Source organism: Chryseobacterium indologenes, from assembly GCA_016025055.1.
GTDB lineage: Bacteria > Bacteroidota > Bacteroidia > Flavobacteriales > Weeksellaceae > Chryseobacterium > Chryseobacterium indologenes.
In genome coordinates, this window is record CP065590.1 from 80,168 (window position 1) to 103,146 (window position 22,979).

Genomic DNA, 22,979 nt, shown 5'->3' on the forward strand with positions numbered 1-22,979 from the left:
AACTCGGGTTTATTGAAAGATTGCAAAAATCGGGATTTTTTTGACTTTTCAAATTGAGATGATTTTGTACGGGTGAAACTTGAAAACGAACGTAATTAGGTTCTGTTTTCTACCTATTTACATTCATGATGTATGCTGTAGCAAAATAATTAAACGCAAAGGTCTATAAGGTTATGTTTATTTTTAGGGAAACAATAGTAGAATCATTTTCATTGATTCTTTTTAAGCGAGCAGTAATATTACAGATTGATCCTTGTCACTTTATTTATAATTTATTTTTTAAAAATCAAAAGCCCCCTATGAAAAGGAGGCTCAATCAACAATATTAATGAAACCGGTTCATTATTTCTTTACTTCTGAAATTATTTACATTGTCATAGGAACTTCCATGAGAAGAATTTCAGTGTTTTCCTGTTTTGCTTTTATATGTAAGTCTTTGATATCCCAAACTCCGAAGCCATCTCTTTCTTCAACAATCTGACCTCCGATTTCCGCACTTCCCTTAATCATGAACACATACACTCCGTTTCCTTTTTTCTTAATGCTGTAAGGAGTTTCTATATCTTTATCAAAAGTTCCAAGGTGAAACCACGCATCCTGATGAATCCAGACCCCTTCATCATTGGCATTAGGGGAAAGAATTTGTTGAAATTGATTTTGTCTTTTGCTTTTGTCTAAAGTAATCTGGTCATATCTCGGACTGACATTTCTTTTGTTCGGATACACCCAGATTTGAAGGAATTTCACCAGCTGGTCACTGTTTTTATTAAATTCACTATGCATAATTCCTGTTCCCGCACTCATCACCTGAATATCTCCACTCTTAATAATAGCCGTATTCCCCATGCTGTCTTTATGTTCAAGATCTCCTTCCAGGGGAATACTGATGATTTCCATATTATCATGAGGATGGGTTCCGAAACCTCTTCCCGCTTCCACTTTATCATTGTTCAGGACTCTCAGCACCCCGAAGTGCATTCTGTCAGGATTATAATAGTTGGCAAAACTGAAAGTATGATTGCTTACTAACCATCCGTGGTCTGCCTTCCCTCTCGAATCGGCCTTATGAAGGACAGAATTTTCCTTAATCTTTGATTCTGTGTTCGGTAAATGATTGTATCCGATCGGTTCTAAAGGTTCAATCTCGTCGATTTCATTTTTCATCGCACTTGCCAGGGAAGCTGATGCTACAAACATTCCTGTTCCCAATAAACCCTTTTTTAAAAAATCTTTTCTGTCCATATCAAGTTATTATTTGTTTGATTTTGATATGACAAATGTAGAGATACCGAAAACGTTGTGCATTTAACTAGTTTAATAAATGACTGTGGGGAAAAAAATATCGGATATATTTTTGTTGCCGATTGGTGTATTTTTGATCGGAATGGGATGGAAAACACTAAAGCTCTAATGATCTTCTACTAAGCACTTATAAAGGCGTAAGGATTTTATCCGATAAAATTAATTTTGCAGATTTTTATAACTATGTTATTTCTCACGCAGATTTTGCTGATAACGCAGAGGTACTCCAAAGAAAATCTTTACACAAAAAGTCTGTGAAAACGCATATCATCCGGGAAAAAATTATTTTTCTTTGGAAGCAAGTCTTTTCCTGATGGTACTTACAAATTCTTTGGAAACACCAAGATAAGAAGCGATGTAATATTGTGCTACCCTTTGTGGAATAGAAGGATAGACTTTAATAAATTCAAGATAGCGGTCTGACGCCGATCGGGAAATGGTATTAACCAAACGCTTCTGAACGGTAGCAAGATTTCTCTGTACAAGCATCCTGAAAACTCTTTCAAATTTTGGAATCTCATGTAAGAGTTTTTCTTTGGTAGTCGGATTCAGCATATAAATTTCTGTGTCTTCCAAAGTTTCAATGAATACATTTGATGGCTTTTGTTCCTGAAAAGATGCTATATCGCTTATCCACCAGTCTTCGATAGCAAACAGAAGAGTCACTTCTGAACCGTTATCATCCAGACAATACATTCTGACACATCCTTTATGAATATATCCCTCAAACTGGCAGATCTCCCCTTCTCTTAATAAAATGGTCTTCTTAGGAAATGACTGACATACTAATAAGTCAGTAAAAAATTTTTCTTCTTCAGAGGTAATGGTGATGAATCTGCTGATGTTTCTGATGATATTTTCAAACATAAAATTAAGTTTACTCCCGCAAATTAGGAAAAAGACTGTAAACTTCATTCTTCAGAAGCCCACTTCCTCCTCCATAATGGTCGATAACTTTAACTTCTTTATCTAAACCGTTACAGAATATTTTAATTTCCTTCTCAAATTCATCCTCTAAACCAGAGCTTAACAGGACAATATCTACCTTGTTTTGTCGGATGTATTCATAGCAGAAATTTTCATCGGTCTGCACATCGGCAGTCCAGCCTTCATTATTCTCGATTACTCTTTTTAAAACATCAAGTATTTCCTGATTTTTTCCGATTACTAAAAAATGTAGTATACTCATAAGATTGCTAGGTATTGATTGTTAGATGTCAGTTCCCGGTTGAGTGTATGTAGAATTAAGTTGCTTAAAGATGACAAGAAATTCAACTCCTCACCTGGATTCATTTTCAATTTTCAACTCTCAATTTTCAACTTTATATTGCTGTTTTTAGAATTAAGTTGCTTAAAGATGATAAGAAGTTCAACTTCTCACCTAGATTCATTTTCAATTTTCAACTCTCAATTTTCAACTTTATATTGCTGGTTTTAGAATTAAGTTGCTTAAAGATGACAAGAAATTCAACTCCTCACCTGGATTCATTTTCAATTTTCAACTCTCAATTTTCAACTTTATATTGCTGGTTTTAGAATTAAGTTGCTTAAAGATGACAAGAAATTCAACTCCTCACCTGGATTCATTTTCAATTTTCAACTCTCAATTTTCAACTTTTAAAGATGTTTATTTCCAGTTATTTTCAATTCATTCAGGTCGAGCTGGGATTCTGCTTTTCGGATCTCATCATCGCTGTACTGTTTTTCGCGTTTCATTATGAACAATTCTTTTCTTTGTAAGGCAAAAATATCGAGCATGATCTGATGGTATTCTTTCATATCATTCTGCCTGTTGGTACACATTTCTATTGATGCTAAATGATTCTGATGAAGATGAATGTCATTTTCCAGCATCTTTTTAAGATTTCCTACCAGACTATTGGTATCTAAGCTTTCTTTATACTCATGGTTCAGCTTATCAACCGCCAGTTTGTCCAGTCTCATCTGAATTCCCGCCTGCTGCTCATGAGATGGGAGGATGTGATCAATTTCTCCGATTTTAGTTAGTTTAATAATCAGAGGCAATGTTAATCCCTGAAAAACCAAGGTTACAAAAATTACGACAAAAGTGATAAATATAATTAAATTTCGCATCGGAAATTCTGCCTGTGAATTCATCATCACCGGAATTGACAAGGCTGTTGCCAGCGACACGACTCCTCTCATGCCTGCCCAGCCAATGATTAAAGGATTTTTCCATCCCGGGCTCGGATCACGGCGTGCTTTTTCGCTCAGCCATCTTGGAATATGAGCTACCGGATAAATCCATAACAGACGAACAATAATAACGATACAACTGATGATCAGTCCATATTCAATTCCTTTCACTACGGAGATTTCGCCTAATCCGTTCACAATATCAGGAAGTTCCAGACCTATTAAGACGAAAACCAAAGCATTCATCACAAAAATGAGGGTATTCCAGACTCCTGTCATATTGATTCTTGTAGTTCCGGTTTTAAACATTTCATGAGCCCGGAAAGACATAAACAATCCACCGCTTACTACTGCCATTACGCCTGAAAAATGAAAATGTTCCGCTGATAAAAATAAAATATAAGGTGTCATTACGGTAAGAGCGGCATCAATAGCCGGAGTCGTGGGTAAAAACCGGTGAATAGCATAGAAAATATGAGCTCCTAAAATCCCTACCACAATTCCCATTCCTGCTACCAGAAAAAATTGTCCCGTCGCCTCCTGCATAGAAAATATTCCTGTCATTACTGCAGCCAGGGCAAATCTGAAAACAATCAGTGATGAAGCATCATTGATAAGGCTTTCTCCTTCTAAAATGGCGATGGTACGTTTTGGTACCTTCAAGCCTTTTAATACGGTAGTCGCTGCTACAGCATCCGGTGGTGAAACGATACCTCCCAACAAAAAACCTAAAGCCAGCGTAAAACCGGGAATCAGCGCCTGGGAAGCATATGCCACAACCAGGGATGTTAAAAACACCAACCCGAAAGCCAGTAAACTTATAGGACGTTTCCATTTCCAGAAATCATTCCATGAGGTATACCAGGCGGCTTCATAGAGCAATGGCGGTAAAAAAATCAGGAATATGATATCTGGATCCAGTTTAAGAACAGGAACTCCCGGAATAAAACTGATGCCCAATCCGGCCAATACGAGAAAGATAGGATAGGCAATTTTGATCTTTTGTGCCAGCATTACCAGCAGCATGACAATTAAAAGAAGTCCAAGGATGAGAAGGAAATTTTCGTGCATAGTTTTTTAGTTGAAAATTGAGAGTTGAAAGTTGGAAATGATGGGTTAGTGTTTTATCTTTTACATATAAATAAACAGTGACAATCGTTCCTTTTTTTGAAGGTTTTTTGTTTTATGTCCTTTGCCGGCGGTATCTTCTACCAGAAGGATTTCTCCTGTCTGGAATTGTCTTTTTTCCCTAGTGAGGTTTTTATTTCCACTCCGCCATCCAAAAGAACAATATATTGCTTTTGAGGAGCACAGTGAAAGTCATAATCGTAGTCTGCAGACACTTTTCTGAACTGTAATTTTTTAACGTCAACGGCATCAGAAAGGAATCCTATTTCTCCCTGATCAACAAGAGGAATATAAATATCTTCAAAATAAGAATCTCCGTTTTCATCACTGTAAATGCGTGTAATCTTCATTGTTTATCAAATTAAAAAAATTTTTACATTAACCAAGTCCTTGTTCTTGCATATGGAGCAGATGAAGCAGATGTCATTTTAAACACTTAAGTTCACTTTAGAAAAAAATCAGAGATTGTCAAGACTTTTGTGTACTCATATGCGTAAAGCTTGTAACTTAAATAACTTACATGTTCTAAAAGCTTTTGTGACTTTTGGGGTTTTATATTTCCCACAGATAACACAGGTTTACGTAGAGATTGTATTAAGATTTTTTGCCACTAATGCACGAACGCATTGTATTCATGTATTAGTGGCCATAAACCTTTTTCTAATAATACTATATTTTCAAAAAAATCTTCGATTTTTAAACTTAAGTGTTTATAAATCTTCGGTGGTTCAAATTATTTATTTAAATATAATTGTATTGGCCAGTTCCATTTCCTCCTGATTGATCGAATGTCCAAAATTCGCATATACTTTTTCAGTAACATCGGCATTCATTTCCCTGAAGATATTGGCTGTTGCATATACTCTTTCTACCGGAACATGAAAATCCGGGTTACTGGTTCCAAGGAAAACAGGAGTTCCTGCAAAGTCACCTTTGTAATTTTCACGATTAATTTTATCACCGATGACGCCACCGATAATTGCCGTCGCTCCGCCAAATCTCCGGGCATTCCGGGCTAAGAATTCCAAGGTAAGACAAGCGCCTTGGGAGAATCCGAAAAAATACATATTTTCCGGTTTAATTCCCGCATCCAGAGCAGCTTTTACAGTCTCTCCCACCATTTCAAGTGCTGAAGACAACCAGGGTTCATTTTGATCTACCGGGGCCATAAATGATAAAGGATACCAGGTATGATTCAAAGCCTGTGGAGCTAATAAAGCGTAATCCTTCACATTCAAATGCTGGGAAAGACTCAGAATATCCTGGGCACTTCCTCCTCTTCCATGAATCATAATCAAGGCTTTTTCAGCCTGTTTCAAAGGTATTCCTGCTGTTTTTATATTTAACGTGTGACTCATTGTATTTTATCTGAATTTTTCTGTTGGATAATTTATTTTCGGAAGAACTTCAAGTAAATGTTGCCTTTGCTCTTCAAACTGTTGAGGCAGCTGCAGATCTTCACCAAGAAATGCCAGCTCTTCATCTGCATCGAATCCCGGGCCTGAAGTCGCAATTTCAAATAATACTCCTCCCGGTTCTTTAAAGTATACTGAGGTAAAATATTTACGGTCTTTTACTTCGGTATGCTCCAGTCCGTAAGCGTTTAATCTTTCTACCATCTCAAGTTGTGTAGCGGCATCCGGAGTTGCAAAAGCCACATGATGCACCGTACCTCTTCCTGCAAGTCCTTTCAATGCATTTGGAGTGCTTAGTAAATCAACATATTTTCCCGGAAGATTTTCAGTTCCCAATCGAAGTCTGTCAGGTGTTTCACTGATTACTTTATGATCCATCCGGGTTGTCAAAAGCGCTGCACTTCTTTCGTACGAATCAAGCCAGATTTCCACATGATGAATTCCTTTAAGACTGTAATCTTTAGGAATATATCCGTTGAAATATCCTTTTCTCTCATCTTTATTGTTAAAAACAAGCTCAAGACCTAATCCGTCAAAATCTTCGAGATAAATAAATACTTCATCTGACAATCTTTGCTGAGGCTGTTTGTAATGAACATTAAACTGATCCAGACGATTCATCCAATAATCCAGAGCATCTATTGAAACTGAGAAGGCCGTTGTATTCAGCATTCCTTTTCCATGTCTTCCATTGATAAGATCTTTACCGTAAGGAAAGGTAGTCATGATGGTTCCCGGAGTTCCGAATTCATCCCCGAAATAAAAATGGTATACTTCTGAATAATCAAAATTAACAGTTTTCTTTACCAAACGAAGTCCCAATACTGCTGTGTAAAAATCTATATTTTCCTGTGCATTGCCGGTGATAGCCGTAACGTGATGCAGCCCTGTGATAAGTTTCATTGTGTTGATTGTTATTAATTGGTTACTGTGACAGACAAAGAAGGTAAGAGGCAAAATTGCTCAAAACACTCATTTTCTCAAACTCTCCTATCCTCTAGCATATCTCTACTCTCCCTTCATCCAGACATCATTGTATTCTTCCGGATGACGCTTGAATTGTGCGTGAACGTAAGGGCACAACGGTACAATTTTCAGGTCATTTTCCCTTGCGTAGGAAACCAGCCTTTCTAGTAAAATTTTAGCAAAACCTTTTCCTTCATATTCGGGATTCACTTCGGTATGGTACACAGTAAGTTTATTCCCGATTACTGAAATATCCATTTTCCCTGCTTTATGATCATCTGAGAAAAGTTGAATCTCTCCTCTTCTTCCTTCTAATACAATTTCTGTTCTTTCCATTTTATTTTTTATTTGGAGTTATCTGTTGATGTTGTTTTTAACGTAAAGCATTTTAAAAACTTTGCGTTAAAAATTATTATTCAAATGTAGTCTCTTTATCAGATCTTGTGAATGATCTATGATAAGTTCGGTAGTACTCCTTCAATTTTATTGCGCATTCCTTCATACTGTGCAGGAAGTTTAAGGTGGCTACCAAGTTCTTCCAAAGGTTCATCCACAGTAAATCCCGGATTATCAGTAGCAATTTCAAATAATACACCTCCCGGTTCACGGAAATACAGTGAGTAAAAATAGTCTCTGTTGATTTTCGGGGTGATACTTAAGCCTGCAGATAATACTTTTTCACGATATTCCATCAGTATATTGTCATCTTTTACTCTGAAAGCAATATGGTGATTGGTTCCCGCTGCATTTCTTCCGGCCGGAATTTTGTCGTTTTCAATGATATCGATCAGATTGGCCGTATCGATAGCATCTGTCGCCAATCTGTATCTTTCTCCTTCCTGCTTTTGAAGATCATATCCAAGAATGTCGGTTAATACTTTCATTGTGGGATCTGCATCTCTCAATGTTAAAGTGACATTATGAAAGCCTTTTAAAGCCTGCCCGTCTTTGATATCATCTGTTGTCCATACTTTTCTGCTGTCATCACCGGATGGTTCTATCAATTGTAGCTGAAGGCCATCAGGATCTCTAAAGGAAATCAGTTTTTCGCCAAAAATCTCTGCTTCTTCCACTTTTATCTGTACACTTTCCAAACGATTTTTCCAGAATGCAAGGCTTCCTTTTGGTACGGCATATCCAATATGAGTAGCCATACCGCTTCCGTTAGTTCCCTGCCCAATTCCTTCCCATGGGAAGAAAGTAAGAATAGTTCCCGGAGTTCCTGTTTCATTTCCAAAGTAAAAGTGATAGGTTCCCGGATCATCAAAGTTGACTGTTTTTTTCACCAGTCTTACCCCTAATACCTGAGTATAAAAATCTAAATTTCTTTTTGCATTGTCCGCTATTGCTGTAATATGATGCAGACCCAATATTCTGTTGTCCATGTCTTTAATTTTAATGCTAAATTACAACGTATTGAAGTCCCGGACATTTAACTAGTTTAATAAATCATTAAAGTTAGCTAAAAGAAGTTGCCTTGATCCGACTTTACACAATTCTTAAAAAATCGGACTTATTTTACCTTTTCAACAAAGACATTTGAGCTTCAATTCAATAACCATTGAATTAAAAAACATAAAAAAAGACTTATTATAGCAAAATACTCAAAATAAAAATACAAATTATAAATTGAAAATCAATACATTAAATTCATTAACGATAAATTAATATTTAAATTCCCTACTTTTTTAGTGGACTAATAAAAATTATATTATATATTTGCACCGTATTCAGGAAAAAAAATAAAATGACGGCAGAATTAAATAATAATTCAATAAAGAAACATAGCATCAAAAAAATGATGATGGCTACGTGTATGCCTATGCATCATGAATACTGTGGGTGACCTTACTTTTTATATGACATATTTTTAAAGGCCCTACCAAGTTGTAGGGCCTTTTTTGTTAAAAAAACACGAAACACAACAACATTAAAAAAATAAAAATGAGCAATTCTAAAAACAAATGGCTGGTTCCATTGGCGTTTACAAACATTTATGTAATATGGGGAATTACGTTTTTAGCTATTTCATTTGGCTTAAAAGGTTTTCCGCCATTCATTCTTTCGGGATTGAGATTTCTCGTAGCAGGAATTCTGATGATCGGATATCTCCTTTCAAAAGGAGAAAGAGCAAATTCTCTGACCAACTGGAAGAAAAATGCCATCACCGGAGTGCTTATTCTTACAGGAGGAACAGGTCTGGTAGCCTGGGGAGAACAATATGTAACAGCTTCTGAAGCTGCCATTTCTATTGCGACAGGTCCTTTTTGGTTCATTGCCATCGACAGAAAAAACTGGAAATATTATTTTTCAGACAAATTTATTCCGATAGGGCTGGCCATCGGGTTTGTAGGATTGGTATTCTTCTTAAAAGGAAGTGTACATTCCAATGCAGCCCATGCTATGGTTGACGGAAATCTTAGAATTACAGCATTTATAGTCTTAGGGCTGAGTTCTATTGCGTGGGTGCTGGGTTCTTTATATTCGAAAAAAAATCCGGCCTCTCATTCTACATTCATGAATATTGCCCAACAATTAATTGTAGCGGGGGTAGCAGCCTTTCTGATTGCTTTTATCAGAGGAGAATGGACGCATTTTTCGGTTTCTGCAGTTCCTTTGCCGGCATGGTTTGGTGTTCTGTTTTTGATTTTCTTTGGATCAATAGTCGCTTATTTGTCGTACATTTGGCTCTTGTCCGTGAAACCCGCAGCCCTTGTAAGCACCCATACCTACATCAATCCTATTGTAACCGTGATTGCAGGCTGGATTGTTGCCAACCAGAGCATCAATGGAAGCCAGTTGTATGGTTTGGCCACTATATTGCTGGGAGTACTGTTGACGAATGTCACCAAGTACTTTAAACTTTCAAAACGGTCAAAAGTTAAATTAAGAAGAGTAAGAAGATTTTTTAATAGGACAAATAAGCGATACCAGCCTATTTAATAGTATAAAATATCAGAATGATAGAAATTAAAAACATTTCAAAAACTTTTCACCAGAAGAAACAGTCGTTTAAAGCGCTGGATCAGGTGAGTCTCAATATAGAAAAAGGAGATATTGTAGGAATTATAGGGTTTTCCGGTGCCGGAAAGAGTACCCTGATCCGTACGGTAAATCTTTTGGAAAGACCGGATGAAGGACAGATTATCATTAATGGAAAAGATTTTACCAGATTAAGCTCAAAGCAGCTGGCTGAAGAGCGTAAAAAAATCGGAATGATCTTTCAGCACTTCAATCTTCTTTCTTCGAGAACGGTTTTTGATAATGTAGCGCTTCCTTTGGAGCTGGATCACCTTAGTAAAGAGCAAATCAGTAAAAAAGTATATGAACTCCTGAAAATCGTAGGCCTTGAAAATAAAGCCCATGATTACCCAAAAAGTCTTTCGGGGGCCAGAAACAGAGAGTAGCAATTGCAAGAGCATTGGCAAATGATCCGCATCTTCTGCTTTGTGATGAAGCTACCAGCGCCCTTGATCCGGTGACCACACAATCTATTTTACAGCTTTTGAAGGATATCAATGAGCGACTGGGTATTACCATTCTTTTAATTACCCATGAAATGGAGGTTATCAAAGCGGTTTGCAACCACGTTGCCGTGATAGACCACGGAAAGTTATTAAAAAAAGGAACTTTAAGTGAGATTATTTCGGACAGAGAAAATCCGGTAATCCGACAATTTATAAATTCAGATGTCATGACCCTGCCACAGGAATTCAACAGCAGACTACAGAAAGAACCGAAGGAAGGTTTATTTCCGCTGGTCGAAATCGAACTCAATGAAAATTTTAGTGTTGAACAGATTCTTTCAGCATTATACAACCAACATAAAATCCCTTACAAACTTTTGAAAGCTGATGTGGAATACTTCGGAAATTCAAATGTCGGAAAACTGTTGCTTCAGCTTCAGGGAGAAGAGGAAGCCAACCAACAGGCCATCTCTTATTTTAATCAGAACAAAATTCAAAATACAGTAAAAGGATATGCTTAGTGATGCGGTAATTGCCCTTTTGGCAAAAGGAACCTGGGAAACGGTTTACATGACATTTGTATCCGGCTTTTTTGGATTTGTTTTAGGACTTCCGGTCGGAATTTTTTTATTTTTAACAAGAAAAGGGCAACTATTGGAAAATGCACTGTATCACAGAATATTGTCCATAGTAGTGAATATTTTCCGGGCCATTCCTTTTATTATCTTAATTGTTTGGATGATTCCTTTTACCAGGATTCTGGCAGGAACTTCCATCGGAGTGAATGCCGCTTTGGTTCCTTTAAGTGTGGGGGCTGCACCATTTATTGCAAGACTGGTAGAAAACAGTTTACTCGAAGTTCCTCACGGATTGATAGAAACAGCAAGAGCTCTAGGCGCTTCACCTTTTCAAATTATCAGAAAAGTATTGCTTCCCGAAGCATTACCTTCCTTAATCAATAATGCAACCATTACGTTAATTACCCTTGTCGGATATTCTGCGATGGGAGGTGCTGTAGGTGCAGGAGGTTTAGGCCAGGTGGGATACCAGTACGGATATATCGGCTATGATATTGTGATTATGAACACCGTCCTGATATTGCTTGTGCTGCTGGTATTCATTATCCAGTTTGCAGGAGACCGATTTTCAAAGCATTTTGACCACAGATAGTTGGAGAGTTGAGTTGGAGAGTTTAAGAGTCTTAGTGTACATTTAAAATTTACTTTTTCAATTTCTTTGCCTCTTTGCTTAATAATAAATAAAAAAGAATGAAAAAAATAAAAATCTTAGGATTACTGGCTGCCGGAGTTCTTCTCTTTACTGCTTGTTCGGGAAGGAAAGATGACCCCAACTTTATCAGAGTGGGAATAACCTATGGACCAGAGCAGGAAATTGCTGAAGTCGCCAAAAAAGTAGCGAAAGAAAAATATAATCTGGAAGTGGAACTTATCCCTTTCAATGATTATGTAGTTCCGAATGAAGCCCTGACCAACGGTGATATTGATGCCAATGCTTTCCAGCATGTTCCTTATTTAACGGAACAATCCAAGCAGAGAGGGTATAACCTGGCGGTTGTGGGTAATACTTTTGTCTATCCTATTATTGCGTATTCAAAAAAGATCAGCAACATCAGCCAACTGCAGAACGGAAGTACGATTGTGATTCCTAATGACCCTACCAACGGCGGGCGTTCCTTGCTTCTCTTACAGAAAAATGGTTTATTAAAACTGAAAGACGGCGTTGGTCTTCTTCCTAAAGTTACCGATATTACAGAAAATCCAAAGCAACTTAATATCATGGAAATTGAGGGTGCTCAGATTCCAAGAGTGCTGGACGACAGGGATGTTGTGGTAGGAATCATCAATAATAATTTTGCGGCACAGGCCGGTCTGGATTCCGAAAAACAAGGTATCATTAAAGAAGATAAAGATTCTCCTTATGTGAATGTAGTTGTTGCAAGACAGGACAACAAAAACAGCCAGAAGGTAAAAAACTTCGTCAAAGCGTATGAATCCGATGAAGTGGAAAAGAAAGCAAAAGAAATTTTCAAAGGAGGTGCGGTGAAAGGATGGTAGTAGGTGGAGAGTTTGAGGGTTTTAAAGTGAATCTTCTTTACCTGATAGCCAACCAACTTATCCATCAATAGTATTTGATATAAAATAATTCTTTACCTTTCCCGTTTCACCATTTCGATATAAAACTGCTCATCCATTTGGAGGCAGTTTTTTTACTAATTTATTTTTATTTTCTCAATTTGAGATAATAAAGAAAATTTTCTTTACTTTTGTTTTTAATCAAAATAAAAAGGCATTATGTTAAAGAAGACCGCCATCGTAAGTTTATTCACCCTTATTTCTGTTTCTTATATGGCTCAGAACACTACTCTACCCGTTTATTTAGATGAATCAAAACCTGTGGAACAACGTATTCAGGACGCACTTTCCAGAATGACTTTGGAAGAAAAAGTTGCTATGCTTCATGCACAGTCCAAGTTCAGCTCACCGGGAGTGCCAAGATTAGGAATCCCTGAATTCTGGACAACCGACGGACCACACGGAGTACGCCCGGAAGTAATGTGGGACGAATGGGATCAAGCGGGATGGACCAATGACTCCATCATCGCCTATCCTGCCCTTACAGCATTATCAGCAACCTGGAACAAAAAGATGTCATGGAACTATGGTAAAGCTTTAGGCGAAGAGGCACGTTATAGAAAAAAGATATTCTTCTCGGACCGGGCGTCAACATTTACAGAACTCCCCTCAATGGACGAAATTTTGAATACATGGGTGAAGATCCTTATCTGACTTCAAAAATGGTGGTTCCTTACATCCAAGGGGTACAGTCTAACGGGGTAGCAACTTCTGTAAAACATTTTGCATTGAACAATCAGGAAATGTTCCGCCATACCAGTAATGTGAACGTTGACGACAGAGCTCTTTACGAAATTTATCTTCCTCCTTTCAAAGCAGCGGTTACAGAAGGAGATTCATGGACGATCATGGGGGCATATGACATGTACAAAGGTCAGTATGCCAGCCAGAATAAGTACCTTTTAAATGATATTCTGAAAAAGGAATGGAAATATAAAGGTGTAGTCGTTTCCGACTGGGGTGCCGTAAACAATACCGAACAGGCCATTCACAACGGGCTCGATCTGGAATTCGGCTCCTGGACCAACGGACTTTCTGCGGGAACTAAAAATGCCTATGATAATTATTATCTGGCTAAACCTTACTTAGACCTTATCAAATCAGGAAAAGTGGGTACTAAAGAACTTGATGACAAAGTAACGAGACTCCTTCGTCTGGCCTATAAAACAACCATGAACCGAAATAAGCCTTTCGGAAATATTGCTTCTGAAGAACATAAAGCAGTTGCTAAAGAAATCGGAGCTGAAGGGATAGTTTTATTAAAAAACGACAGGAATGTTCTCCCTATCGATATTTCAAAAGCTAAAAAGATAGCCGTCATCGGAGAAAATGCTATCAAAATTATGACAGTCGGAGGAGGTTCTTCTTCATTAAAAGTAAAATATGAAACTCTTCCCTTAGACGGAATCAAATCCCGGTTTGGAAAACAGGCAGATGTGCAATATGCAAGAGGGTATGTAGGAGACATCGGCGGTGAATATAACGGAGTAAAATCCGGACAGGATCTGAAAGATTCCCGTTCTGAAACTGAACTGCTGAACGAAGCAGTAGAATTAGCCAAAAAATCAGACTATGTCATTTTTGTAGGCGGATTAAACAAAGCGGACTTTCAGGACAGTGAAGGAAACGACAGAAAAAGCTATGGACTGCCTTATAATCAGGATCATCTTATTTCTGCTTTGGCAAAAGCAAACAAAAACCTGGCTGTGATATTGGTTTCAGGAAATGCAGTGGCAATGCCCTGGATCAAAGAAGTTCCAACCATCGTTCAGGCCTGGTATCTTGGATCGGAAGCAGGAAATTCTATAGCTTCTGTTTTAGCCGGTGATTCCAATCCTTCAGGGAAGCTGCCGTTTACTTTCCCGGTTAAGCTCGAAGATAATTCAGCGCATCAGCTTGGAGAATATCCCGGGCAAAAGGATGAGTTGGCTGCAGGAAAAGGAAAAGACCAGAAAAACCCGATCAATATTACATACAATGAAGGAATCTTTGTAGGTTACCGCTGGCACGATACAAAGAATATTAAACCTTTATTCAGTTTCGGTCATGGTTTAAGCTATACTAGTTTTGAATTTGGAAAAGCTAAAGCAGATAAGACAAAAATGTCACAGAATGACACGATCACTTTTACGGTAACCGTTAAAAATACAGGTAAAAAAGCAGGAGCTGAAGTCGCTCAGCTGTACATCAGTGACTTAAAATCATCTGTTCCCCGTCCTGCAAAGGAACTAAAAGGTTTTGAAAAGGTATATTTAAATCCGGGTGAACAGAAGGATGTCTCTTTTACTATAGATAAAACGGCATTAAGTTATTTTGATCCTCAAAAACACGACTGGGTCGCTGAGCCGGGAGATTTTGAAGCACAGATCGGTAATTCTTCTGATGCCATCAAGACGAAACTGAAGTTTACACTACAATAAAAGTTGAAAATCGAGAGTTGAAAGTTGAAAATTTATATGAGGCGTTCCCTATCTCTTGGTTTCCTTATAAAGATAAAACAGGTTCCTGCTTGGGGATCTGTTTTTTGTTGGTGCTTATATGTTTTATTCTATCTGATATATTCCCTCTAGTGGATTTCGCAAATTGATCAGATCTTGTTTCCATCTGCAGAACCTGTGTAACCTGCGGTAGATAAATTGATATGCAAAGTTTTTCTATTAATACAAAAAAGCGGACTTCCGAAGAAGATCCGCTCACATTTAACAAAATAATTTTATTTAGCACCCCCGGAATTTTTCTCTACATCCGTTTTGGTATTTTCTTTTACTTTTTGGTTTCCGAAACGTTTTACAAACGTCAGGGATACTCCGTACCAGTCCCATTTCGAATATTCTCTGAAGGTTCCGTCCGGGCTATACGTTGTATTATCGGCATACGGTCTTTTAAAGATATTCATCAACTGCATACTGAGCTCCATTTGTGTTTTAGGGAAAATTTTAGTTACTGAAATATTGTGAAACACATTGGTATTATTGGCGTATGAATTTCCGTTATTCTGATTGGCAATTTCCATCCACGCACTTATATTGATATTCTTGTTAAAAAGGTTGGTATAAGAAGCGTTAAGAGAACCGCCCCAATAGCTGATATAATTTTTACCACCCAATTGGTTTTTCTCATTAAAATCCTTGTTATTAATATAGTACCAACCAAATCCAACATTAACATTCAGTTTGTTTTTCAGGAAATTCTGATTGGTATTGGCAAAAAGGTAATATTTCTGGACCTTTCCATCGAAATTCCCCGGTAATGATACCGTTCTTCCGTTTTCAGTAACATAAGTTGTCCAGTAATCCTGGTTCGTGTACATATATCTTGCAGAGATAAAGTATTTCTTTAAAATTCCAAATTTCAGATAAAGCCGGTCATTGGGATTGGGATTCAAATACAAATTCCCTCTGGAATAGGTTCCGTTGATATCAGGTACCAGAAAAGGGTTAAATTCTGAGTACCAGGGTCTCCAGATACTTCTGTTGTACGTAAAGCTTACGTCATATTTATCTGAGAAAGAATATTTTAGCAGCACATTAGGAAGAAAAGTTCCGTAGGAATCTCTTCTTTCTGTACCAGCCACCTCCTGACGTACTTTGAGATCAATATATTCATATCTTAATCCTACCCTGGCCTCTAATTTTTTGAAAAATGTTTTGCTATAATTGGCATAAAGGGAACCGATATTATCTTCGTAGTGAAACTTATCATTTCTAGGAAGATTAAAATATTCTGATTGGGAATCACTGATGCTCGCCCCATAAAGACTGTTCGGAATCACATGATTGTTAGCTTCTATTTTACCTCCGACCTCGAAAGTTCCTCCTGTCTTTCCAAATGGCTGGGTGTAATCCACCTTCAGGTAATAATTCCGCATTTGATTATTACTGATAACGCCAAGTTCCTGAGTCTTAGCTCCGACTTTATTGATCAGGTTGTCGTTGTCATTTCCGGTATAGTTTGTTCCTACGTTAATATCTAAGATTTTGCTTTTTTCTTTATCGTAGTATTTATAGAACAAATTGGTTCCCAGGGTCCGGCTAAACCCCCAGGTATTCTGTGTCTGATGAAAAGAATCAGTCAAGACTCCATTCATAGAATCTGTTCCACTGGATTCACCGAAAGACAGGTTCCGGTTCTGGAAATATTCAAGAACAAGTCCCACATTATTCTTATCATTAATTTCAAACTCTGAAGTTGAAGAAAGAGACGGACTTTCATTTCTCATTTCAGATTCCAGGCTTAGTTGGGAAACCCTGTTATTTTCGTAGCGGGTGTTTAAAATTTCATTCTTTTGAACATAATCGCCATTATTATAGCTTCCTATAAAGGTCTGGGTAAACTTCTTCTTATGATAGTTCAGATTAAAATTGGTGTATTGAGAATTTTTGGTACTCTGTCTGTTATTTAAGGAAATACTTCCCTTTATTCCTTCGTCATCTCTCTTTTTAAGAACAATATTAATAACAGATCCGGAGGTTTCGTAGCGGGAAGAAGGGCTGGTGATAACTTCAATTTTCATCAGGTTATCGGCCGGAATGGTTTTAAGATATTCTTTTAATTCTTTCCCTGTAAAAACTGATTTCCTGTCATTGATGTAAACTGTAACAGTTTGTCCTTCAGCTTTTACATCGTCATTATTATCAATACTTACCAGCGGGGTCATTCTGAGCACATCCCAGGTTGTGTTTCCAGCTAAGATCGAGCTGTTTGACACGTTAAAAACAGTTCTGTCTACCTTGGATTCTACGGTCGGCTTTCTTGCAACAAGTGTAACACCTTCAATTTCTTTCGCTTCTGCCTTTACAGTATCATTCACAGTCTTGGTCTGGGCAAAAGTAAAGGTGCCCATTAATACCGCGATTGGAAATAAAATTATTTTCATGTGAGATTATAGTTTATTCTATAAGACCATTATCGCTCAGTATTTGTTACATGGAAAATTAAAAAAAATGAAATAAATATTTAATTTTCAACTATATAACGCTCCTATTACTTAAGAATAAATCAATAATAAAATGAAAACCACAACAATAACGCAACAAAACAAATAACAATAAATTGTCTTCATGTTAAATTATCAAAAAATGGCATTTTTTTATTAATTTAATAAAACTATAGACATAAGTGAATGTTTTAACTTAATTTTTTATCAATCAACAAAAATGCCCGGATCTCCCCCGGGCACGTAGCAATAGCAAATTTACAAGGATTAAAAAATATACTAGTTTATATTTTCAAAATAGTGAATCATGCCCACCTCTTCCTGGTGAACTTCACCTTCATGATCATCAATATCATGCTTTTTACTGTTCTCAAGAAAAGAATGGGTGTATAATGCATACGAAGGATGTTCCGCCACTTCGTTTTTCAGGAGCTGATGAGCTTCCACTATGGTTTTTCCATATAATTTTCTGAAGTTTCCGATGTTATACTGAGAAAATGTTCCGTAATGCACAATAAATTTCAGTGATAAATCAATGGTAGTACTCAGGCTTTTGCTTAATTCTTCAATTTTATTATTGAAAGCATCCCTCATTTTCCGAAGCATCACTGAAATATTATGATAAGATGGCTGTTCATCATAACGATAAAACAAAATAGCATCCCCTTCAATTTCCGAAATATCAAAATAGGTATCGTTCACATCAATCAATGTAGAGAGCAATTCTCTTACAATATACTCACCAGTATACAATTTTGTATTGAACACAAACTCTGTGAATCCGCTGAAATCCGGAATAAGAATGATGCCCTCCGATATATTTGTCTTCATAATAGTATGGATTAAAAACCTGCTGCATCATTACAGACGAAGCAGGTTCAGTTTTACTTTATTGGCATCCTCCGCCAACAGAGCGATAGAGCGCAGTACATAGGTTACCGGTTTGTTGGGTATTTTAGTTTTAATCCATTCAACACCATTTATTCCCAGGTTCATATCTCCCGTAAAAACAACTGCATCAGAATGATCAAAGCATAATTCCGTTTGCCCAAACTCCCGGTGAAGATCACTGATAATTTGTATTTTCATGATAAAAGTAGTGTAGAAGGGATAAAAATATAAAAAAGAACCGACACCTAAGCACCGATTCTTTCGTCATATAGTTTGTGTAATTTTAAGGCCGCTTATGATGAAACAGCCATTTTTGTTTGTTTCACTTTTAAGCTTGTTACGATAAAATAAATTAACATTCCCAGTGCTAAAAGAGCATAGCCAATCAGAATGATAAGATTAAGGCTGCCTACTGCAAATTCTGAAGGAAAGACCTGACTCATTAAAGTCATGAATGACAATCCAATTCCAGCGCCAAGGAAGTAACTTGTAGAACTCAAACTTGATGCCAATCCGTAATTGGAAGATTCCACATCCTGAATTCCCATTACTGAAAGAGCTGTAAAGCAAAAGGTCATTCCGATCCCGGAGATACATGCCGCGCCCAGAAGCACTACAGCTAATGGATGTCCGGTGTACAACGATGTCAGCAACAATATTCCGCCCATCAGCATAAAGAGCCAACCTAAAACTCCCATTTGAGAAGAACTCAAGCGCTTTGATACATGCGGCAAAATGAATTTTGCAGTCAGAGCCGAAATCACACTGAAAGGTACAAGCATCAAACCTGCAGATGCAGCGCTATACCCCATATCTTTCTGAAGCATTAAAGAAATAAGGAATAAGAAACCTATAAAAAATGCTCCCAGCGTAAAGAAAGCGGCATTAGAAACTACCAGCGATCTGTGTTTAAACAATTTTAAATCAAATAAGGGTTCAGAAACAGACTTTAACCGATAGAAGACCATCGTTAAAAGCAATACTGCCGTAAACAGAGAACCTACTACCAGGAATGGATGATCTTTAATGTGAAGCAATTCATGAGTTCCATAGGTCAGGCTTAAAAGCCCCAATACTAAGAGCATTCCGGAAATAATATCAGTTTTCTGCGCGTTTTCATTTTTCTCATCTGCCGGCAGATAATAGTAAGACAGCACTAATGTTATTAAAAGGATCGGAACATTGATTAAAAATACCCAATGCCAGCTCAGGTATGTACTGATGATTCCTCCTACTGAAAGCCCGCTTCCAGATCCGATGGCAGCAAAAGAGCTAAAAATTCCGATCGCCCGGTTTCTTTCCTGCTCTTCCATGAAGGTATTCGTAACGATAGATAAAGCTGCCGGCATCACAAACGCTGCACCCAATCCCTGCAAAGCACGGAATACAGCTAACATATCAAAACTTTGAGAAAGCCCAGCTCCCAGTGACGTCAGCATAAAAATAAGAGCACCTGTTAAAAAGATTTTCTTTCTTCCTATCTGATCCGAAAGCTTTCCGCCAATAATCAGAAAGCCACCGAAAAATAATACATAAAGGGTCTGCAGCCACTGAACTTTTTCTGCCCCAATATGAAACTGCTCCTGAATAGAAGGAATTGTTAAATTAATAATGGCAATATCCAAAGCCTCCACAAACGTTCCTACCGATGCTAAAATTAATATTACATTTTTCCTTGTACTCATATATTCAAATTTCCTGCAAAATTAAAATTAACAGGACGTATATAAAAATTTAATCATAAATTTGGAACAATATTATCGTAATAAAACATTTAAAAGAACAAAAATACTGTTTCGATAAACAGCAACCTTAAAAAACAGAACAAATGGCAGCAGAACATTATACTCTGGATGAAAAAGACTTTTCTATCCTCAGACTTCTTCAAAAAGATGCTAAAATGAGTGTCCGAGATATTTCCGCAAGAATCAATCTGAGCCCCACTCCTACGCATGAACGTGTCAAGCGAATGGAAAAATCCGGTGTGATCAAAGAATACACAGCAGTAGTGGACCGTAAAAAAGTAAATAAAGGAATGATGGTCATCTGTATGATTGCTTTGAATGTTCACAATAAAAAAACTGCAGGAAAATTCATTGAAGAAGTGAGTAGACTCAAAGAGGTGGTAGAGTTTTATAACATCAGCGGGGATTTTGATTTTATGCTAAAAATTCTCGCTCCCAATATGGATGAATTTCATGAATTTTTCATCGGCAAACTTTCAGAAATTGAAGGGATCGGTCAGACAAAAAGTATTTTTGTGATGAGCAGTATTAAAGAAAGTGCCCAGATCCTTTAAAAATGAGAAGTGAAGATTAAGAACAGTAGATATCAGTTCAAGGTCTTCGAACCTTGTTTTTTTAAACTTCAAAACACAATTCCGTTGGAGCATTATATACCACGCTCCTATGAAGGCTCTTGGAGTATTGTGCTTTTTTTACTAATTTAGGAGTATATATTTGTCAACCTATATCAGATGACAGATTTTATTAAATAACAAAGGAGATGATGACCTATAAATTTATTAATGCAGGCAGCTGTTACCAGCTGTCAATACTTTATTGCAGGCCCCCTTACATAAAAATCAAAAATTTATGCATCCATGTAGTTCATGAAAAACTACACCAACAGATCTCTGAAAACTAATTGATTTAGAGAAGGGAATCAAATTGAAATGATGTACATGATTATAAAATCAAAAAATCAATGAATTGCATAAATGATACTTTCTTAAAAAATTGCAAAATACTAGTACTTCTTTTTATTGCAATTTCTTTGTGCAGTTGCAACAAAAAGGTTGACATCAATGAAATCAATACCGCCTTATCAAAGAAAAATGAAAAATTGAGGCTGGAGGGTAAAGATACTGAGCTTATAGCCCTGAATAATAAAATAATCAAACAGTCAAAAGAAAGCGGATACCAGAAAGGGATAGCCTGGGGATATATTAACCTTGCCAATATGTATGGCACTATGGGGAGATATAAGGTCAGCCATAATTATCTGAAATCCGCCATGGCTATTATCAAGAATCTCGACGACGATTTTCTGTATGCCAAATTATATCATGAGTACGGACAGCTCAATTATGTAACCGGATTAGCTCGTACTGCTCTAAGCTATAATGCTAAAGCAATTTATTATGAAAAAAAATTGCATAATAAAGGTTGGCTGCTGGGAAATATGTATATGCAAAGAGCGGAATTTATCGATCAAACCAACAAAGATTCTGTGCTGATCTATTTTCATAAAGGATTTGATGCAGATCCTTCAGCAATCAACTCTTCCCTTCTCGGTAATTATCATTTGTGGCAATCCAAAAATATGGATTCTGCAGCTCTCTATACCAACAATGCCCTTAAGCTTCTTAAAAAATCAGAGTATGGTACGGTAAGGCAAGGAATCGTCTATTCTTTTTATGCCACGTTACTTTTTGAAAAGAAAGACTATGAAATGGCGCTTGGATTTTATAAGAAGGCTGCAGACATTTTAGTAAAAACCAAAAGGGTCAATAAACTGCCTGGACTTTATCAACAGATTGCTTTAACCTATGGGAAACTCAACAATAAAGAACGAGAGTCCGAATATTTTGCCAAAGCCGAGCAATTACGTAAAACCCTGGAACAATCGGGCACCGAAGCTATAGATCTTTCACTGACGGAAGCCATTGAACAAAAAGACAATGAGGATCTCAGTATTATTTTTATTGGTATAGGAGCAATTATCCTGATCATAAGTATATCTGTTTTTCTATATATTAAAAATAAAAAACATAAAAAAGTAAATATTTCCCTACATCAAGAGAATAGTCTCGAATCACTCACAAAGGAAAAGATTTCGAAAGAAAATTTCACTGAATTGCTGGACCTTGCCAAAAGCAATGATGCCAAATTCATCAAAAGATTTGAAGAAGTAAATCCCGGATTATTCTTAAGTCTTTTAAAAATCAATTCACAACTTACCAAATCAGAATTATCGTTATGCGCTATGATCTGGCTGGGTTTTTCATCAAAAGATATTGCTGACTACACCTTCATCCAGCATCGATCGGTACAGACTAAAAAGGGAAGACTTCGCAAAAAGCTCCATATTTCATCAGAAACAGATCTTTACAGCTTCTTTACCTCTTTATAACAACTTATTTAAACTCAACTTTCATACATCCTGCCCGACAGCACAATTTTTCAATATAGTAAGAAACCGGCAATGAGTAAAAGCTCGAAGTCTCGAAAAAGGCCTATTTTCACTCTCACACTATTGATGCAGGAATACATAGAAATACTCTTAAAATTTAGTTTCAATTAAGATTTACTCTTATTTTTTCTCATTATTCTATTCAACGCGAGAACCAATCTACAAAATAAACTCCTAATAATAAATCAATTAGCAGATGTGATGTATGTGTAGAGTAGCTATGTCGTACGTAGTTTTTTGGAAAATTTTAGAATTATTGAATATGTTTGCCATGTAAAATATAAACCTATAAAAATAGTCATGAAGACAAACAGAAACTAAACCTAATTTCAATACATATAATCTCTCTCCTCTCAATTAACACTTTATA

At 36.9% G+C, this 22,979-nt stretch carries 17 protein-coding genes and 3 pseudogenes; 7 read left to right on the plus strand and 13 right to left on the minus strand.

What is annotated here, in order from left to right:
• Window positions 1-366: 366 nt before the first annotated feature.
• The 9 genes and pseudogenes from H3Z85_00320 to H3Z85_00360 all read right to left on the minus strand — a co-directional run bounded on the left by H3Z85_00320 (window position 367) and on the right by H3Z85_00360 (window position 8,353).
• Entirely contained in the window at window positions 367-1,242 is an 876-nt protein-coding gene (locus tag H3Z85_00320; protein ID QPQ52011.1) for a pirin family protein, read from the minus strand.
• Window positions 1,243-1,584: 342 nt separating this feature from the next.
• Window positions 1,585-2,169, minus strand: coding sequence for a Crp/Fnr family transcriptional regulator (locus H3Z85_00325; protein ID QPQ52012.1), 585 nt, complete (start codon window positions 2,167-2,169; stop codon window positions 1,585-1,587).
• Between the two features lie 10 nt (window positions 2,170-2,179).
• Window positions 2,180-2,491 carry a hypothetical protein gene (locus H3Z85_00330; GenBank protein ID QPQ52013.1) on the minus strand — a complete coding sequence of 104 codons (312 nt, stop codon included), beginning with the start codon at window positions 2,489-2,491 and terminating at the stop codon, window positions 2,180-2,182.
• A 428-nt stretch (window positions 2,492-2,919) separates the two neighbouring features.
• A complete protein-coding gene (locus H3Z85_00335) occupies window positions 2,920-4,530 on the minus strand; it encodes a Na+/H+ antiporter (protein ID QPQ52014.1) in 1,611 nt (536 codons plus the stop codon).
• A 60-nt stretch (window positions 4,531-4,590) separates the two neighbouring features.
• Window positions 4,591-4,937: pseudogene (locus tag H3Z85_00340) on the minus strand (hypothetical protein).
• A 387-nt stretch (window positions 4,938-5,324) separates the two neighbouring features.
• Window positions 5,325-5,945, minus strand: coding sequence for a dienelactone hydrolase family protein (locus tag H3Z85_00345; protein ID QPQ52015.1), 621 nt, complete (start codon window positions 5,943-5,945; stop codon window positions 5,325-5,327).
• Window positions 5,946-5,951: 6 nt separating this feature from the next.
• A complete protein-coding gene (locus H3Z85_00350) occupies window positions 5,952-6,905 on the minus strand; it encodes a ring-cleaving dioxygenase (GenBank protein ID QPQ52016.1) in 954 nt (317 codons plus the stop codon).
• 105 nt (window positions 6,906-7,010) lie between these two features.
• Complete coding sequence (locus H3Z85_00355) at window positions 7,011-7,304, minus strand: N-acetyltransferase (GenBank protein ID QPQ52017.1); 294 nt, start codon at window positions 7,302-7,304, stop codon at window positions 7,011-7,013.
• A 116-nt stretch (window positions 7,305-7,420) separates the two neighbouring features.
• The gene (locus tag H3Z85_00360) at window positions 7,421-8,353 is read right to left on the minus strand and encodes a ring-cleaving dioxygenase (protein QPQ52018.1); all 933 of its coding nucleotides are present in this window, start codon (window positions 8,351-8,353) and stop codon (window positions 7,421-7,423) included.
• 559 nt (window positions 8,354-8,912) lie between these two features.
• Between H3Z85_00360 and H3Z85_00365 the strand changes: the two genes are divergently transcribed.
• From H3Z85_00365 to H3Z85_00385, 5 genes and pseudogenes are all read left to right on the plus strand, one after another.
• A complete protein-coding gene (locus H3Z85_00365; protein QPQ52019.1) occupies window positions 8,913-9,911 on the plus strand; it encodes an EamA family transporter in 999 nt (332 codons plus the stop codon).
• A gap of 17 nt (window positions 9,912-9,928) precedes the next feature.
• A pseudogene (locus H3Z85_00370) lies at window positions 9,929-10,956 on the plus strand (ATP-binding cassette domain-containing protein).
• Window positions 10,949-11,605: a methionine ABC transporter permease MetI gene (metI, locus tag H3Z85_00375; protein QPQ52020.1), complete on the plus strand. Its 657-nt coding sequence runs from the start codon at window positions 10,949-10,951 to the stop codon at window positions 11,603-11,605. The pseudogene H3Z85_00370 and the gene metI overlap by 8 nt, the downstream one beginning before the upstream one ends.
• A 98-nt stretch (window positions 11,606-11,703) precedes the next feature.
• A complete protein-coding gene (gene metQ, locus H3Z85_00380; protein QPQ52021.1) occupies window positions 11,704-12,510 on the plus strand; it encodes a methionine ABC transporter substrate-binding lipoprotein MetQ in 807 nt (268 codons plus the stop codon).
• A 237-nt stretch (window positions 12,511-12,747) separates the two neighbouring features.
• Window positions 12,748-15,008, plus strand: a pseudogene (locus tag H3Z85_00385) (glycoside hydrolase family 3 C-terminal domain-containing protein).
• Between the two features lie 293 nt (window positions 15,009-15,301).
• Here the strand turns inward: H3Z85_00385 and H3Z85_00390 are convergent.
• The 4 genes from H3Z85_00390 to H3Z85_00405 form a co-directional block, all read right to left on the minus strand.
• Window positions 15,302-17,464 carry an outer membrane beta-barrel protein gene (locus tag H3Z85_00390; protein ID QPQ52022.1) on the minus strand — a complete coding sequence of 721 codons (2,163 nt, stop codon included), beginning with the start codon at window positions 17,462-17,464 and terminating at the stop codon, window positions 15,302-15,304.
• A gap of 339 nt (window positions 17,465-17,803) precedes the next feature.
• Entirely contained in the window at window positions 17,804-18,355 is a 552-nt protein-coding gene (locus tag H3Z85_00395) for a DUF2652 domain-containing protein (GenBank protein QPQ52023.1), read from the minus strand.
• Between the two features lie 30 nt (window positions 18,356-18,385).
• Window positions 18,386-18,613, minus strand: coding sequence for a hypothetical protein (locus H3Z85_00400; GenBank protein QPQ52024.1), 228 nt, complete (start codon window positions 18,611-18,613; stop codon window positions 18,386-18,388).
• A 95-nt stretch (window positions 18,614-18,708) separates the two neighbouring features.
• On the minus strand, window positions 18,709-20,100 hold the full coding sequence (locus H3Z85_00405; GenBank protein QPQ52025.1) for an MFS transporter: 1,392 nt from the start codon (window positions 20,098-20,100) through the stop codon (window positions 18,709-18,711).
• A gap of 143 nt (window positions 20,101-20,243) precedes the next feature.
• Here H3Z85_00405 and H3Z85_00410 point away from each other — a divergent pair, with 143 nt between their 5' ends.
• Both H3Z85_00410 and H3Z85_00415 read left to right on the plus strand, forming a co-directional pair.
• Window positions 20,244-20,714 (plus strand): Lrp/AsnC family transcriptional regulator, encoded by a 471-nt coding sequence (locus tag H3Z85_00410; GenBank protein ID QPQ52026.1) that lies wholly within the window; start codon window positions 20,244-20,246, stop codon window positions 20,712-20,714.
• Between the two features lie 407 nt (window positions 20,715-21,121).
• On the plus strand, window positions 21,122-22,549 hold the full coding sequence (locus H3Z85_00415) for a hypothetical protein (GenBank protein ID QPQ52027.1): 1,428 nt from the start codon (window positions 21,122-21,124) through the stop codon (window positions 22,547-22,549).
• Window positions 22,550-22,979: the final 430 nt, after the last annotated feature.